This is a genomic window from Tumebacillus sp. BK434 (assembly GCF_004340785.1).
Lineage (GTDB): Bacteria > Bacillota > Bacilli > Tumebacillales > Tumebacillaceae > Tumebacillus_A.
Genome location: NZ_SLXS01000001.1, coordinates 56,224 through 72,233 on the forward strand (window position 1 = coordinate 56,224; position 16,010 = coordinate 72,233).

14 protein-coding genes are annotated in these 16,010 nt (G+C 57.9%); all 14 read left to right on the forward strand.

Annotated elements, in window-relative coordinates; genetic code table 11:
• Window positions 1-23 precede the first annotated feature (23 nt).
• The 14 genes from EV586_RS00320 (at window position 24) to pnp (ending at window position 16,004) form a co-directional block, all read left to right on the forward strand.
• Window positions 24-4,385 carry a PolC-type DNA polymerase III gene (locus tag EV586_RS00320; RefSeq protein WP_132943101.1) on the forward strand — a complete coding sequence of 1,454 codons (4,362 nt, stop codon included), beginning with the start codon at window positions 24-26 and terminating at the stop codon, window positions 4,383-4,385.
• A gap of 176 nt (window positions 4,386-4,561) precedes the next feature.
• The gene (rimP, locus tag EV586_RS00325; RefSeq protein WP_132943102.1) at window positions 4,562-5,023 is read left to right on the forward strand and encodes a ribosome maturation factor RimP; all 462 of its coding nucleotides are present in this window, start codon (window positions 4,562-4,564) and stop codon (window positions 5,021-5,023) included.
• Window positions 5,024-5,056: 33 nt separating this feature from the next.
• Window positions 5,057-6,196 (forward strand): transcription termination factor NusA, encoded by a 1,140-nt coding sequence (gene nusA / locus EV586_RS00330; protein WP_132943103.1) that lies wholly within the window; start codon window positions 5,057-5,059, stop codon window positions 6,194-6,196.
• Window positions 6,197-6,216: 20 nt separating this feature from the next.
• Window positions 6,217-6,504 (forward strand): RNase P modulator RnpM, encoded by a 288-nt coding sequence (rnpM, locus tag EV586_RS00335; protein WP_132943104.1) that lies wholly within the window; start codon window positions 6,217-6,219, stop codon window positions 6,502-6,504.
• Window positions 6,497-6,823: a L7Ae/L30e/S12e/Gadd45 family ribosomal protein gene (locus tag EV586_RS00340; RefSeq protein WP_132943105.1), complete on the forward strand. Its 327-nt coding sequence runs from the start codon at window positions 6,497-6,499 to the stop codon at window positions 6,821-6,823. Before rnpM ends, EV586_RS00340 begins: the two co-directional genes overlap by 8 nt.
• Complete coding sequence (infB, locus tag EV586_RS00345; RefSeq protein ID WP_132943106.1) at window positions 6,820-9,270, forward strand: translation initiation factor IF-2; 2,451 nt, start codon at window positions 6,820-6,822, stop codon at window positions 9,268-9,270. Before EV586_RS00340 ends, infB begins: the two co-directional genes overlap by 4 nt.
• Window positions 9,271-9,384: 114 nt before the next feature.
• On the forward strand, window positions 9,385-9,771 hold the full coding sequence (rbfA, locus tag EV586_RS00350) for a 30S ribosome-binding factor RbfA (RefSeq protein WP_132943107.1): 387 nt from the start codon (window positions 9,385-9,387) through the stop codon (window positions 9,769-9,771).
• Entirely contained in the window at window positions 9,737-10,753 is a 1,017-nt protein-coding gene (locus EV586_RS00355; RefSeq protein ID WP_132943108.1) for a DHH family phosphoesterase, read from the forward strand. The genes rbfA and EV586_RS00355 overlap by 35 nt, the downstream gene beginning before the upstream one ends.
• Complete coding sequence (gene truB, locus EV586_RS00360) at window positions 10,750-11,664, forward strand: tRNA pseudouridine(55) synthase TruB (RefSeq protein ID WP_132943109.1); 915 nt, start codon at window positions 10,750-10,752, stop codon at window positions 11,662-11,664. The genes EV586_RS00355 and truB overlap by 4 nt, the downstream gene beginning before the upstream one ends.
• Window positions 11,665-11,675: 11 nt before the next feature.
• Window positions 11,676-12,632: a bifunctional riboflavin kinase/FAD synthetase gene (locus EV586_RS00365; protein ID WP_243652885.1), complete on the forward strand. Its 957-nt coding sequence runs from the start codon at window positions 11,676-11,678 to the stop codon at window positions 12,630-12,632.
• 142 nt (window positions 12,633-12,774) lie between these two features.
• Entirely contained in the window at window positions 12,775-13,002 is a 228-nt protein-coding gene (locus EV586_RS00370) for a hypothetical protein (protein ID WP_087457866.1), read from the forward strand.
• 2 nt (window positions 13,003-13,004) lie between these two features.
• Window positions 13,005-13,226: a hypothetical protein gene (locus tag EV586_RS00375; RefSeq protein ID WP_132943110.1), complete on the forward strand. Its 222-nt coding sequence runs from the start codon at window positions 13,005-13,007 to the stop codon at window positions 13,224-13,226.
• 82 nt (window positions 13,227-13,308) lie between these two features.
• The gene (rpsO, locus tag EV586_RS00380) at window positions 13,309-13,578 is read left to right on the forward strand and encodes a 30S ribosomal protein S15 (RefSeq protein WP_094236838.1); all 270 of its coding nucleotides are present in this window, start codon (window positions 13,309-13,311) and stop codon (window positions 13,576-13,578) included.
• Window positions 13,579-13,766: 188 nt separating this feature from the next.
• Window positions 13,767-16,004, forward strand: coding sequence for a polyribonucleotide nucleotidyltransferase (gene pnp, locus EV586_RS00385; protein WP_132943111.1), 2,238 nt, complete (start codon window positions 13,767-13,769; stop codon window positions 16,002-16,004).
• The last annotated feature ends 6 nt before the right edge of the window (window positions 16,005-16,010 follow it).

Consider the following 16,010-nt stretch of genomic DNA (forward strand, 5'->3'; position numbering starts at 1 on the left):
ATAATCGAGGGGGTTTTCCCATTATGAGTCTTGTGGATATGAATGGGCAAAGTCTCTCTTTTTTTTGCGAACGTTTGGGGATTCAGGAAGAACAGGTGATCGCAGAGCTTGCCCGCGGACAATTTGAGGGACGGGCGGTCGTCAATAAAAAAGACCGCACCGTCACCGCCAAGATCAAGCTGCAAAGCCGCATTCCCGTCGCAGCCTACGCGCGGGTGCAAGGTGCGTTCCAAGCGTATTTTGCCGATGTGGCGGCACAGGCGAACCTGCGCTTTGAATACGCTTCGGAAGAGACCGATGTGCTGGAGTGTGTCCGCGATTATTGGGCGCTGGCGGTCGATCAGGTGCTCGGCGAGGATCTGTCCTTAAAGGGAGAGCTCAAAGAAGCGGCCCGGCTGCTGCTCGATGAGCGTTCGATCCGCGTGCCGGTCACGTCGGATGTCATCGTCAACCGCGTGAAGCAGAAGCAGTATGACGAGCGTTTGGCGAACTGGCTGAAAGACCACTTGAGCCTGCCGCTGATCGTGCAGCTGTACACCGATGAGAGCAAGCGCACCGAAGCGTTTGAGAACTTCCGTTCCCTGGTCGAAGAGCAAGACCGCATCGAGGGACAAAAGGCGGCGGTGGCGGCCGAAGAAGAGAAGCGCCAAGAAGCGATGAAAGGTTCCAAAGGCGACGGCGCGGCGCCGGAGAAGGTCGAGCTCGGCCATCCGATCGACGACGAGCCGACCCGCCTGAAGGAGATCCAAGATGAGATGCGCCGCGTGACGGTGCTCGGCCGGATCTTCTCCGTGGAAACGCGCGAACTGGCCTCGGGCCGCACCTTGTTCACCTTTAACATCACCGACAACACCGACTCGATCTCCTGCAAGACCTTCTCCAAAGGGGACAAGCAACTGGACGTGCTCAAGCTGCTGAAAGACGGGATGTATCTGAAGGTGCGGGGCACGGTGCAGTTTGACACCTTCGCCAAAGAGCTCGTGCTGATGGTGCAGGACTTGTCTGAACAGCCCAAGCCGTCCCGCAAAGACACGGCGGAGAAAAAGCGGGTCGAACTGCATCTGCACACGCCGATGTCCTCGTTGGACGGCGTGGTTCCGGTCAAAGACCTGTACGGCCAGGCGGCCAAATGGGGCCACACGGCGATCGCCGTCACCGACCACGGCGTCGTGCAGTCGTTCCCGGAAGCGTACAGCGTCGCAAAGAAAAACAACATGAAGTGCCTGCTCGGTCTCGAAGCATACGTCGTCGATGACGGGGCGGCGATCGTCCACCAATTAAAAGACGGCACCGACATCACGATCGACGCCAACACCGAATGGATCGTGTTCGACACAGAGACCACCGGTCTGAACGCGGCGGAAAACACGATCATCGAGATCGCAGCCGTGAAGATGAAGGGTCTGGAGATCATCGAAGAGTGGACGGAACTGATCGACCCGGAAGTGCCGATCTCCGCGAAGATCACCGAACTGACCCGCATCACGAACGACATGGTCAAAGGCAAACGCAAGCTGCATGAAGTGCTGCCCGACTTCCGCGCGTTTGTCGGCGACGGCGTGCTGGTGGCGCACAATGCGGAGTTTGACCTCGGCTTCCTGAAAGCGAGCGCTAAGCGCATCGGCATGGAGCGGTGGAACAACGTCGCGCTCGACACTTTGTCGCTGGCCCGCAAGATCTATCCGCATGAGAAGAACTATCGCCTCGGCACCTTGGCGAAAAAGTTCGAAGTCGATCTGGTCAACGCTCACCGCGCGCTCGACGACACGGTGGCGCTGGCGAAGATCTACCAGTTCATGCTGAAAGACCTCGAGGAAAAAGGCTACGCGACCTTGGCGCAACTGAACCAGAACGACGGTCAGGTCGATTACAGCCGCATCCGTCCGTTCCACGCCACGATCCTCGTGCAGAACAAGACCGGTCTGAAGAACCTGTACAAGATCGTCTCCGAGTCGCACACCAAATATTTCTTCCGCGTGCCGCGCGTGCCGCGCAGCCTGCTCACCAAATACCGCGAAGGCCTGCTGATCGGCTCGGCCTGCCAGCAGGGGGAAGTGTTCGACTCCATCCTGCGCGGGAAGACGGAAGACGAGCTGAAGGGTGTCGCCGAATATTACGACTACCTGGAGATCCAGCCGCTTCTGCACTACAAACCGCTCCTGCGCAACGAATCGATCTCCACGCTGGAGTCGGTCAAAGAATACCAGCGCATGATCATCCGCGTCGGCAAAGAGCTCGGCAAGCCGGTCGTGGCGACAGGCGACGTCCACTTCCTCAACCCGGAAGATGCGATCTACCGCGACGTGTTCCTGCAGGCGACGAACGATTCCAACGCCGGAGATCAGCCGCCGCTGCATTTCATGAGCACCGATGAGATGCTCGAAGCGTTCGAGTACCTTGGACCGGAGCTGGCGGAAGAAGTGGTCGTCACCAACACCAACCTTGTCGCCGACATGATCGAAGACGTGTCGCCGGTGCCAGATCAGCTCTACACGCCGAAGATCGAAGGCGCCGAAGACGAGATGCGCAACATGTGCTATGAAAAAGCGCGCCGTCTCTACGGTGACCAGTTGCCGACGATCGTTGAAGAGCGCTTGGAAAAAGAGCTGACGTCGATCATCAAGCACGGATTTGCCGTCATTTATCTCATTTCGCACAAGATCGTCAAGAAGTCGCTCGACGACGGCTATCTCGTCGGGTCGCGGGGGTCTGTCGGCTCGTCGTTCGTGGCGACGATGTCTGACATCACCGAAGTCAACCCGCTGCCGCCGCACTATCGCTGCCCGTCCTGCCAGTACAGCGAATTTATCGCCGACGGTTCGGTCGGCTCCGGCTTCGACCTGCCGGACAAAGACTGCCCGAAGTGTGGACAGACGCTGGAAAAAGACGGCCATGACATTCCGTTCGAAACGTTCCTTGGGTTTAAAGGGGACAAGGTTCCTGATATCGATTTGAACTTCTCCGGGGATTACCAGGCGCGGGCGCATGCCTACACCAAGGTGCTGTTCGGGGAGGATTACGTATACCGTGCCGGGACGATCGCAACCGTCGCGGAAAAGACGGCATTTGGCTACGTGAAGAAATACGCGGAAGAAAAGGGCTGGAATCTGCGCAACGCCGAGATGGCGCGGATGGTGCAGGGCTGTACCGGCATCAAGCGTACGACCGGCCAGCATCCGGGCGGGATTCTCGTCGTGCCGGACTACATGGACGTGTACGATTTCAGCCCGATCCAGTTCCCGGCCGACGATAAGAACGCGGAGTGGAAAACGTCGCACTTCGACTTCCATTCCATCCATGACAACCTGCTCAAGCTCGATATTCTGGGGCACGATGACCCGACCGTCATCCGCATGCTCCAAGACTTGACCGGACTCGACCCGAAGAAGATACCGACCGACGATCCGTTGGTGATGTCTTTGTTCGCCGGCACGGAAGCCTTGACGATCGAGCCGGACAACCCGGTCACACCGCAAAAGATCCGCTCGAAGACGGGCACGTACGGCATCCCGGAGTTCGGAACGAAGTTCGTGCGCCAGATGCTCGAGGACACCAAGCCGAGCACGTTCTCGGAGCTTCTGCAGATCTCCGGACTGTCGCATGGGACGGACGTCTGGCTGAACAACGCGCAGTCGCTGATCCAAAAAGGTGTCTGCAAGCTGAAAGACGTCATCGGCTGCCGCGACGACATCATGGTCTACCTGATCTACGCCGGCCTCGAACCTTCCTTCGCCTTCAAGATCATGGAGAGCGTGCGGAAAGGGAAAGGCCTGACGCCGGAGATGGAAGAAGAGATGAAGAAGCACAAAGTGCCGGACTGGTACATCTGGTCCTGCAAGCAGATCAAGTACATGTTCCCGAAGGCGCACGCGACCGCGTATGTGCTGATGGCGGTGCGGATCGCCTACTTTAAGGTCCACTATCCGCTGGAATTTTATGCAACCTACTTCTCCGTCCGCGCCGATGACTTCGATCTCGAAGTGATGGGCAAAGGCTACGACGCGATCGTCGCCAAGATCGAAGAGATCGAAGCAAAAGGCTTCCAGGCAGCTCCGAAAGAAAAAGCGCTGCACACGGTGCTGGAGATGGCCTGCGAGATGACCGCGCGGGGCTACAAATTCCTGCCGCTCGACCTTTACAAGTCGGACGCGACGAAGTTCCAGGTCGTCAAAGAAGAAAACGGCCTGCGCCCGCCGTTTGGTGCGCTGGCCGGCTGCGGCGAATCGGCCGCCAAGTCGGTCGCCGAAGCGGCGAAGCAGGGCGAGTTCCTGTCGATTCAAGATCTGCAGGAGAAATCCCGCGTTTCCAAAACGGTGATAGAGCTGCTCGAAGCGCACGGCTGCCTGCAGGGGATGCCAGAGAGCAACCAGCTCTCCCTGTTTTAGTCTTGCGTGGGAAAGTCGTTCATGCTATAATTTGTATGGCTATGATGTGGAATACTGTCATCGACAAGAGTGGGGAAACCCACTCTTTCGGTTTATCTGGGTGTTTCGCGAGGTGCATACTTTGGAAATACTATTCCCACACACGACATCTGCTCTCATTCTGAAGGAGGGATAGCATGACGAAGCGTAAAGTTACAGAAATCGTAGAAGAACTCGCAACCCCCATCGTCGAGGGTGAAGGTCTCGAACTTGTCGACGTTGAGTATAAAAAGGAAGGCGCCAACTGGTTCCTTCGCGTATTTATCGACAAGCCGGAGGGCGTAGACATTGACGACTGCGGCCGTGTTAGCGAAAAATTGTCCGACATGCTGGATGAAGTCGATCCGATTCCGACCAGCTACTTCTTGGAAGTCTCCAGTCCTGGTGCGGAACGGCCTCTGAAAAAGCCTGCCGATTATGAACGGGCGGTTGGCAAACATGTATACATAACTACGTACGAACCGATTGATGGACAGAAAACGTTCGAGGGTGTGCTGGAAGCGTATGACGGTGAGAACCTGACCGTTAAAGAGGCGAAGTCGGCAAAGACGCTCAAATTGGAAGCGGTCGCGTCGGCGCGCCTGGCCGTCGCTTTCTAAACGGCCATTCTCGAAAGGAGGAGAGACCATTCTATGAATACAGAGTTTATTGATGCTTTAGAGCAGATCGAACGCGAAAAAGGCATTTCCAAAGACCTTTTGATCGAAGCGATCGAAGCTGCGCTCATCTCTGGTTACAAGCGCAACTTTAACTCCGCGCAGAACGTGCGCGTCGACGTCAACCGCCACACCGGCCTGGTAAAAGTCTACGCGCGCAAGACGGTCGTCGAAGAGCCGACCGATCCACGCCTCGAGATTTCGCTGGACGCCGCCGAGCAGATCGACCCGGGCTTCCAGATCGGCGACATCGCCGAGATCGAAGTCACACCGCGCGATTTCGGCCGCATCGCGGCGCAGACGGCGAAGCAAGTTGTCACCCAGCGCATCCGTGAAGCGGAGCGCGGCATGATCTACAATACGTTTGTTGACCGCGAGTATGACATCGTCACCGGTATCGTACAACGTCAGGACAACCGTTTTTATTACGTGGACCTCGGCAAGGTGGAAGCGGTGCTTCCGCTGACCGAAGTGATGCCGACCGAAAAATTTACGCATAACGACCGCGTGAAAGCTTACATCACCAAGGTCGAGAAGACGACAAAAGGTCCGCAGATCATGCTCTCCCGCACCCATCCGGGCCTGCTCAAGCGCCTGTTTGAGCTGGAAGTACCGGAGATTTACGAAGGTGTGGTCGAACTGAAATCGGTCGCTCGCGAAGCGGGTTACCGCTCCAAGATCGCCGTGTTCTCCCGCAACCCGGAAGTCGATCCGGTCGGCTCTTGCGTCGGTCCGCGCGGCTTGCGCGTGCAGGCGATCGTCAATGAGCTGAAAGGCGAGAAGATCGACATCGTCAAGTGGAGTGAAGATCCGAAGGAACTCGTGGCCAACGCCCTGTCTCCTTCGAAGGTCGTCTCCGTCGAGACCGATGAAGAGAACAAGGTCGCGCGCGTGGTCGTGCCCGACTATCAACTCTCGCTCGCGATCGGCAAGGAAGGCCAAAACGCGCGCCTCGCCGCCAAGCTCACCAACTGGAAGATCGACATCAAGAGCGAATCGCAGGCGGGCGAAGACGGCGATGTGCTCCCGCAGCATGCAGCTTCTTCCGATCACGAAGAATTTGCGGATGAGAACTACCACGCAGAAGCTGCGGACGCCGAAGAAGTACGCGACTAGGGAAAAGGAGGGGATCCGCCTTGCAGAAAAAGATCCCTCTTCGCAAGTGCGTTGGTTGTCAGGAGATGAAGCAGAAGCGCGAATTGATTCGCATCGTCTACAACCAAGCAGAGAGTACGGTAGCGCTTGACCCGACCGGCAAGAAGGCCGGCCGGGGAGCCTACATCTGCCGCAAGGCAGAATGCTTAACGCCGGCACGCAAGAAAAAAGCGCTGGAGCGCTCGCTGAAAACGTCAGTATCTGAGGAGATCTACGACACCTTGGCCAGAGAGCTGTCTCTGGTGGATGAGGTGGGCCCTGATGAATGATGGGAAGATCTACAACCTTTTGGGACTGGCGATGCGGGCAGGAGCTCTGACAGCAGGAAACGACGCGTGTATGTCCAGTGTGCGTTCCGGTAAAGCAGCCCTGGCCGTCGTTGCAGGTGATACGGGTGGGAATGCCAAGAAGAAGTATGCTGACAAGTGCAAGCACTACGGGGTACCCCTGGTGGAGCTTGGCACAAAAGAAAGCCTTGGCCACGCGGTCGGGAAGGCGCAAAACGCCATCCTCGTGCTCACAGACCGCGGCTTCGCACACCGGATTCTGCAATTGACTGGGGAAAACATCGGGGGTGAAGCACATTGAGCAAACTGCGGATCTATGAATACGCAAAACAGCAAAATATGTCATCCAAAGAGATCATTACAATCCTAAACCGCGTGAATGTGCCAGTTACCAACCACATGAGCGTCATGGATCAGGAGATGATCAACAAAGTGGAACAGCATTTCAAAGATGTGAAAGCGAAAGCAGTACCACAAAAAGGGGATACGTCCTCAAAACAAAATGGAGAACGGAGAAATCAGGGATATATGGCAAATGAGAATTCGAAAGGGACCCCGTCGCAACAGTCTCCTCAGGCGAAATCTGAGAACGATAAAGACTACGATAACATCGTAGATGACCGCGTGGCTTCCCAGCCGCGCAATGAGCGCATTCCGAAGAAACCGATTCCGAACAAGCCGGCCGGCGCGAAGCCGAGCACCGGCGGCCAAAGCGCCGGCAACCGCCCGAGCAACACCGGCGGCAACCGTCCGGGTGGTCAGGGCGGTAACCGTCCGGGCGGTCAGGGCGGTAATCGTCCGGGCGGCCAAGGCGGCAATCGTCCGGGTGGCCAAGGCGGCAACCGCGGCCCGAGCAACAACAACCGCGGCGGAAACAACAACAATCGCGGCGGCAATCAAAACAACCGTGGCGGGAACAACAACAACCGCGGCGGCGGACGCGGCGGCAACCAGCAGGGCGGACATCGCCCGGCAGCGCCGAAACAGCCGGAATTGCCGACGAAAATCGAACTGATGGATCCGCTGACCGTCAAGGACTTCGCCAAGCTGGTCAAGCGCGAGCCGTCTGAGATCATCAAAAAGCTGCTCTTCCTCGGCATCATGGCGACGATCAACAACGAGATCGAAGTCGATGCGATGACGCTGGTCGCCGAAGACTACGGCATCGAAGTCGAAGTGAAAGAGCCGGTCGATGAAGAAGCGGTCGACATGCTCGTCGAAGAAGAGAACCCGGAAGAGCTCAGCGAACGCTCCCCGATCGTCACGATCATGGGGCACGTCGACCACGGGAAAACCACGCTGCTCGATGCGATTCGTTCCACGAACGTCACCGCATCGGAGGCAGGCGGCATCACCCAGCACATCGGTGCGTACCAAGTGGAGATCAAAGGCAAGAAGATCACCTTCCTCGACACCCCGGGCCACGCTGCGTTCACCACGATGCGTGCGCGCGGTGCGCAAGTCACCGACATCACCATTCTCGTCGTGGCAGCCGATGACGGCGTCATGCCGCAGACGGTCGAAGCGATCAACCACGCGAAAGCTGCGAACGTGCCGATCATCGTTGCCGTCAACAAGATGGACAAAGAGAACGCCAATCCGGACCGCGTGAAGCAAGAGCTGACCGAATACGGTCTGGTCGCGGAAGAGTGGGGCGGCGACACGATCTTCGTGCCGGTGTCCGCACTGAAGCGTGACGGTCTGGAAGACATCTTGGAAATGGTCCTGCTGGTCGCAGAAGTGCAAGAGCTGAAGGCCAATCCGGATGGCCGCCCGCGCGGTACTGTCATCGAGGCGGAGCTGGACAAAGGCCGCGGTCCGGTTGCGACCGTGCTCGTGCAAAACGGCACCCTGCGCGTCGGCGATGTCGTCGTAGCGGGCACCACCTATGGGAAAGTGCGCGCGATGGTCAACGATCGCGGCCGCCGCATCAAAGAAGCAGGCCCGGCGATGCCGGTGGAAATCCTCGGTCTCTCCGACGTGCCGAGCGCAGGCGACCCGTTTGTCGTCTACGATGATGAGCGCAAGGCGAGCAAGCTCGTCGACAAGCGCGTCTCTAAGGCCCGCCAGGAAGCGATCGGCGCGAGCTCCCGCGTCACGCTGGACGATCTGTTTAAGCAGATCAAAGAAGGCGAGATCAAGGAACTCAACGTCATCTTGAAAGCGGACGTGCAAGGCTCTGTGGAAGCGCTGCGCGGCTCGCTGGAAAAGATCGACGTCGAAGGCGTACGAGTTCGCGTCGTGCACCAAGGCGTCGGCGCGATCAACGAGTCTGACATCATCCTTGCGACCGCATCCAACGCGATCGTCATCGGCTTCAACGTCCGCCCGCAGCCGCAGGCGGAGAAGATGGGCGAATCCGAAAAGGTTGATGTTCGCCTCTATCGCGTCATCTACAACGCGATCGAAGAGGTCGAAGCAGCTCTCAAAGGGATGCTCGATCCGGAATTCAAAGAAGTTGTGCTCGGCCGTGCCGAAGTGCGCCAGACCTTCAAAGTATCTAAGGTCGGCACCATCGCCGGCTGCTATGTCACCGACGGCAAGCTCGTTCGCAACGCCGAACTGCGCGTCATCCGTGACGGCATCGTCATCTTCGAAGGCGCGTTCGATTCGCTCAAGCGATTCAAAGACGATGCCAAAGAAGTGGCGACCGGCTTTGAATGCGGCGTGACCATCGAGAAGTTCAATGACCTCAAAGAAGGCGACATCATTGAAGCCTTCCAGATGGAGCAAATTAAGATCGTATAATGACGACAGGAGTTGGGTTTCGCAGATGCCGCAGCACGCTTCGGCATCTGCGGGGCGCAACTCCGTCATGTATACAAAGGCTGTTCACACTCTAACAAGATGAGGTGACCATTCATGGCAAAACTCAGAGTCAGCCGTGTGGGAGAACAGATCAAGAAAGAAATCGTCGACATCGTGCGCACCGAGGTCAAAGACCCGCGCGTCGGATTCGTGACGATCACCGAAGTAGAAGCATCGGGCGACCTGCAGCATGCGACCGTATACGTGTCGGTTCTCGGCGATGAAGAGCAGCGCAAAGGCACGATGGAAGCTTTGCAAAAGGCGGCGGGATTCATCCGCGCCGAGGTCGGACGCCGTGTTCGCCTGCGCCGCACGCCGGAATTGCACTTCAAATTGGACACTTCGCTTGATTACTCCACTCGCATCGGCAAAGTCCTGCGGGATATCAAAGAAGGTGAAAAGCAGGATGAGTCTCAACCTGAAACTGAATCCAGAATATAAGACGGCTGCCGACTTTTTTCAGAGTCATGACAACCTGCTGCTCCTCGTCCATGAGAGACCGGACGGGGACGCTCTTGGTTCTGTACTCGGCGCTGCACATCTTCTGCACCAGCTCGGGAAAACGGTGACCTTGGTCAACGATGATCCGATTCCTGACAAGTTCAAGTTCCTGCCGCTGGCCGACCGCTTCCAACTGCCGGAGGAGGTCGAAGGGACATTTCACAATGTGATCTCCTTTGACTGCGGGGACCGCAAGCGCCTCGGACGTTCCGGTCAGTTAGTCGCCGAGGGTGCCAACCTGCTGAATGTGGACCACCATGTGACCAACGACCGCTTCGGCACGGAGAATCTCGTCGACCTCGACGCAGCAGCAACCTGCCAGATCGTCTTCAAGATCGCGCAGCAGCTCGGCATGGAGCTCGATCTGGATACGGCGACCTGCCTCTACACAGGTTTGGTCACCGACACGGGCGGTTTCCGCTATTCGAATACTACAGAAGAAGTGCTGCTGATCGCAGCGAACCTGCTGACTGCAGGCGTCTCGCCGTACAACATCGTCGACCGCGTGATGGAGACGATGACCTGGCCGCAGGTGCTGCTGATCCGCGCCGCCCTCGACACGCTGGGCCGCGATGACAGCGGGCGCATCGCCTGGGTGACGATCACTCGCGACATGCTGGAAACGGCTGGCGGCTGTGAGGAAGACGTGGAAGGGCTGGTCAACTACCCGCGCAACGTCGAAGGCGTAGAAGTCGGCATCTCCTTTCGCGAAGGGCTCCCCGGCAAAGTCAAAGTCAGCTTCCGTTCGAAGTATGTCGTCGATGTCGGGGCCATCGCGCTGGAATTTGGCGGCGGCGGTCATGCCCGCGCTGCCGGCTGCACGGTCGACGGCGATGTGGAGACGGTGAAAAGCCAGGTGCTGGACCGCGTGAAAGAAGCGGTCGCCGCAAGCTTTGCAAATACGGAGGCAGGAGCCAAATGAACGGAATTCTCGTCATCAACAAGCCGGCGGGAATGACTTCCCATCAGGTAGTCGGCAAAGCACGGCGGATCTTGGGCATCAAAAAGATCGGCCACACCGGCACGCTCGACCCGGACGTGCAAGGCGTCCTGCCGATCTGCATCGGCATGGCGACTCGCGTTGCCGAGTATCTGCTCGACCAGTCCAAAGCATATCGTGGTGAGGTGACGTTCGGTTTCTCAACCACGACGCAAGATGCTTCCGGCGAACCGGTTGCGACGGTCGATGATGTCCGTCTGACCGAAGCGGACGTTCGCGAGGCGCTTACATCGTTTCTCGGTCCGATCCTTCAGCGGCCGCCCGCGTTTTCGGCGATCAAGATCGACGGCAAGCGGGCGTACGACTTGGCTCGCAAAGGGGAAGAGGTGGAGATCCCGCCGCGCGAAGTGACGATCTACAAGCTGGAGATCGAAGAGCTGCAGCTAGACCTGCCAAGGCCCAAGGTGCGTTTTTATGTGGAATGTTCCAAAGGCACGTACGTGCGGACGCTCTGCCACGATCTGGGGCAGAAGCTGGGCGTGCCGGCGCATATGTCGGATCTTTTGCGCACCAAATCGGGGCCGTTCGACCTGTCGCAAGCGCTGTCGTTCGAAGCTTTGGAAGAGCATGTGAAAAATGGAACGATTGAGGGAGTGCTGCTGCCGATGCAGGCGGCGCTTCCGCATCTGCCGCAAAACATGATTCCGGAAGTGTTGGAGCGGCGTGTCAACAACGGGAGAGAGTTGACTATCAAACGCCCGATTCCGGGAGCTGAGGTCGGGTCGCTCGTGCGGATCGAAAGCCGTGCCGGGAAGCTTCTGGCGCTGTATCGCGTCGCGGAAATCGCAGACGGAGAGCTGCACACACTGCCGGAAAAGGTGTTTAAAGAGTAGGGGTGAACCTCGTGGAGATCATTCAAATCACCGATCTTCTGGACGGGAATGGGAGTACGGCATTTCGGCCGACTGTCATGGCATTGGGGAATTTTGACGGGCTGCACATCGGCCATCAGCAGCTGATTGCGCGGGCGAGGGGCTTGGCGGAGTCGAGCGGCCTGCCGGTCAGCTTGCTGACCTTCTATCCGCATCCGCGCCAAGTGCTGGGCAAAGGCGGCTACACGCACCTGCTCACGCCGTTTGACGAAAAGATGCGCGTGATGCAGGAGCTCGGGGTGGACATCGTCTATGTCGTCAACTTCTCGCTGGAGTTTGCGGGGATGTCGGCGGAGGACTTTGTGTTCCGCTTCCTCGGCGCGCTGCACCCGCAGACGGTCGTCGTCGGCTTCGACTATGCGTTTGGCCGCGGCGGCACCGCCGACACGTCGCAGCTCAAGCAGCTCGCCGAACAGATCGGCATCGACGTCGAAATCGTCGGCGCGGTCAACGCGTACGGCGAGAAAGTGTCTTCCACGCTGATCCGCGAGAAGCTGTCTTACGGCGATGTGCGTCTGGTGCAGGAATTGCTCGGACGTCCATACGGGATCAACGGGATCGTCGTGCATGGCGAGAAGCGCGGACGGCTGCTCGGGTTCCCGACGGCGAACATCGAACCGAACGATCCGTACTCGTTGCCGAAGAACGGGGTTTATCTGGTGCGGGTGCTGGTGCAGAATGCATGGTACGCCGGCGTGCTGAACATCGGCACGAAACCGACGTTCCACGACAACCATCGCCGTACGCTTGAAGCACACCTCTTGAACTTTGAAGGGGACTTGTACGGACAGAATGTGCGGCTGCAGCTGCTCGATTTCTTGCGCGATGAGAAAAAGTTTTTCTCGGTCGACGAACTGATTGCCCAGATCCGTTCCGACGTGCGGGAAGCAGAGACGCGCCTGCATTCGTTTTCCGGCATATCGTACTAGTTTCGGTGCATACATTTACAGCACATAGGCTGGTATTGTGGAACATGTCCTCGTATGATATACTACTTTAGTGGTTCTTACTAACATTCCAGTGATCCCAGCTCCGGCTCTACTCTGTTCGTGAGCGAGGGGATGGAAGAGCGTGAGATACCCGCATGTCGATGAACGTGACGAACGTCTGATGGAATTGTGTCGCGAAGTCGCTCGCATCTGCATCAGCGATGAGTTTAAACGACTCAACCGCGACCTTGTGAAGTTTTACCGCAAGAGCGGCATGCAAGACGCATTTCTGCTCGCATTTCAAGATTCGCTCTTCTCCATGTACACGGAGATGGACGATGACCGCCAGCTCTCGTTTGAGTATAACTGAGTATGCGAGTCATCGTCACAGATCACGCCAGACAACGGTTGTTTGAAGAACGGCAACGAGGCATCCGCATCGAGGATATCTCGAAAGCAGCGCGGCTGATCCCGGGACTGGTCCCGGTGGCCACACGTTTTCGGGGGTTTGTTTCTTTAGGCGGGCGGGCGTTTGATATCGTGGCGAAAGATATTGCGCAGGGAAGACTTGTCATCACGGTAATCGGCAAATGACAGAGCAACCATGAGCGCGGATTGTCCGAGCACACCGACGGCATTCTGGGCCTTGGGGATAAACTAATGGAGGTGTATTGAGATGGCATTGTCTCAAGACGCAAAAAACCAACTGATCGAATCCTTTAAAGTACACGAGACCGACACCGGTTCTCCGGAAGTACAAATCGCAATCCTCACCAACAAGATCAACTACCTGAACAACCACCTGCGCACGCACAAGAAGGACCACCACTCCCGTCGCGGCCTGCTGAAAATGGTTGGTCATCGCCGTAACCTGTTGAACTACCTGCGTAACAAAGACATCAACCGTTACCGCGAAGTAATCGGTAAACTCGGTCTGCGTAAGTAAGGAATCAAGAAGCGGGAAGAAATTTCCCGCTTCTTCTTTGTATGTCTATGATTTTTCTAAGACGAAGAAGGAAATACTGTCCACAGGTGCGAATTACTTAGAGGTTGTGGGTATAGTTACCACACATCTCTTTTTCATGAATACATAGGATATCAGGCAAAACGCCAAAAGGAGGCAGTTTTTCTTCTATGCATAGAACGTTTACGACTACACTCGGAGGCCGCACGCTGACGATCGAAACGGGCAAACTCGCGAAACAGGCGAGCGGCTCCGTTCTGGTACGTTATGGCGAAACGGTGATCCTCTGTACTGTCACCGCTTCGAAAGAACCGAAAGACCTCGACTTTTTCCCGCTCACCGTCAACTACGAAGAGCGTCTGTATGCGGCCGGCAAGATCCCGGGCGGCTTCATCAAGCGTGAAGGACGCCCGTCTGAAAAAGCGATCCTGGCCAGCCGCCTGATCGACCGTCCGGTGCGCCCGCTGTTCCCGGAAGGCTTCCGCAACGACGTGCAGATCGTCGACATCGTCATGTCGGTCGATCAGGACTGCGCGCCGGAGATCGCCGCGATGATCGGCACCTCCGCTGCACTGATGCTGTCTGACGTGCCGTTTGAAGGCCCGATCGCCGGCGTCATCGTCGGCCGCGTCGACGGCCAACTGGTGATCAACCCGACGGTTGAGCAAACGGAAAAGTCCGACTTGCACCTCGTGGTCGCCGGCACCAAAGAAGCGATCAACATGGTCGAAGCGGGCGCGAAGTTCGTCTCCGAACAAGACATGATCGAAGCGATCATGTTTGGCCATGATGCGATCAAAGAGCTGATCGCGTTCCAAGAACAGATGATCGCTGAGATTCAGCCGGCGAAGATGGAAGTGATCCTGCACGAAGTGGACGCAGAGATCAACGAGCAAGTCCGCGCCATGGCGACAGACAAGCTGAAAGAAGCGATCCGCACTTTCGACAAGCACGAGCGCGAAGCGAACATCTCAGTCGTCAAAGACGATGTCCGCACGGCGATGCTCGAACTGCTCGGCGAAGACGCATACAAAGAAAAGCAGAAGGACATCGATGAAGTCCTCTACGACATCGTAAAAGAACAGGTGCGCTACTCGATCGTGCACGAAGGCATCCGACCGGACGGCCGCGCGGTTGACGAAGTGCGCCCGGTTGCGACCGAAGTGGCGATCCTGCCGCGCGTGCACGGCTCCGGCCTCTTCACCCGCGGACAGACTCAGGCGCTGTCGATCTGTACGCTCGGTGCCCTCGGCGACGCGCAGACGATCGACGGCCTCGGTCTCGAGGAAGAGAAGCGCTTTATGCACCACTACAACTTCCCGCCGTTCTCCGTCGGCGAAGCGCGCCCGCTGCGCGCACCGTCCCGTCGCGACATCGGTCACGGCGCACTCGGCGAACGCGCGATCGAGCCGATCATCCCGAACGAAGAAGAATTCCCGTACACGATCCGCCTCGTCTCCGAGGTGCTGGAATCGAACGGCTCCTCCTCGCAGGCTTCTATCTGCGGCTCTGTGCTGGCGCTGATGGATGCGGGCGTGCCGATCAAGGCGCCGGTGGCCGGCGTGGCGATGGGCCTGATCGCAGACGGTGACAAGATGGTCGTCCTCACCGACATCCAAGGCATGGAAGACCACCTCGGCGACATGGACTTCAAGGTTGCCGGGACCAGCGAAGGCATCACCGCGCTGCAGATGGACATCAAGATCAAAGGCATTAACCGCCAAGTGCTTGAACAGGCATTGGAACAGGCGCACCGCGGCCGCGCTCACATCATGGCGAAGATGATGGAAGCGATCTCCGAGCCGCGCCCGGAGCTTTCCCCGTACGCGCCGCGCATCATCACGATGCGCATCAACCCGGACAAGATCCGCGATGTGATCGGACCGGGCGGCCGCGTGATCAACAAGATCATCGACGAGACCGGCGTCAAGATCGACATCGAGCAGGATGGACGCGTCTTTATCGCCGCGACCGATGCGCAAGCCGGGTATCGGGCGAAAGAGATCATCGAAAACATCGTGGCGGAAGTGGAAGCAGGCGCAACGTACAACGGCACGGTCACCCGTGTCGAAAAATACGGCGCGTTTGTTGAACTGCTGCCGGGCAAGGAAGGTCTCGTGCACATCTCCCAACTCGGCGATGAGCGCGTGGCGAAGACGGAAGATGTGTGCAATGTCGGCGACAAGCTGATGGTCAAAGTCACCGAGATCGACTCCCAAGGCCGCGTCAACCTGTCGCACCGCGAAGCGTTGCGCGAACTGCGCGGCGAGCCGCCGACGCCGCTGGAGGAGATCCAGCGCCAAGTCAAGGCAGCACGTGAACGCTCCGGAGGTCCGAGCCGTGGCGGAGATCGCGGCGGCGACCGCAACCGCGACCGCGGCGAACGTCCGGCACGTCCGAGAAGCTAAGCCTTT

Coding starts and splice junctions, on each gene's coding strand:
- EV586_RS00320 (WP_132943101.1), top strand. CDS start 24: ATGAGTCTTGTGGATATGAATGGGCAAAGTCTCTCTTTTTTTTGCGAA.
- rpsO (WP_094236838.1), top strand. CDS start 13,309: ATGGCATTGTCTCAAGACGCAAAAAACCAACTGATCGAATCCTTTAAA.
- EV586_RS00375 (WP_132943110.1), top strand. CDS start 13,005: ATGCGAGTCATCGTCACAGATCACGCCAGACAACGGTTGTTTGAAGAA.
- rbfA (WP_132943107.1), top strand. CDS start 9,385: ATGGCAAAACTCAGAGTCAGCCGTGTGGGAGAACAGATCAAGAAAGAA.
- truB (WP_132943109.1), top strand. CDS start 10,750: ATGAACGGAATTCTCGTCATCAACAAGCCGGCGGGAATGACTTCCCAT.
- EV586_RS00340 (WP_132943105.1), top strand. CDS start 6,497: ATGAATGATGGGAAGATCTACAACCTTTTGGGACTGGCGATGCGGGCA.
- pnp (WP_132943111.1), top strand. CDS start 13,767: ATGCATAGAACGTTTACGACTACACTCGGAGGCCGCACGCTGACGATC.
- nusA (WP_132943103.1), top strand. CDS start 5,057: ATGAATACAGAGTTTATTGATGCTTTAGAGCAGATCGAACGCGAAAAA.
- EV586_RS00355 (WP_132943108.1), top strand. CDS start 9,737: ATGAGTCTCAACCTGAAACTGAATCCAGAATATAAGACGGCTGCCGAC.
- rimP (WP_132943102.1), top strand. CDS start 4,562: ATGACGAAGCGTAAAGTTACAGAAATCGTAGAAGAACTCGCAACCCCC.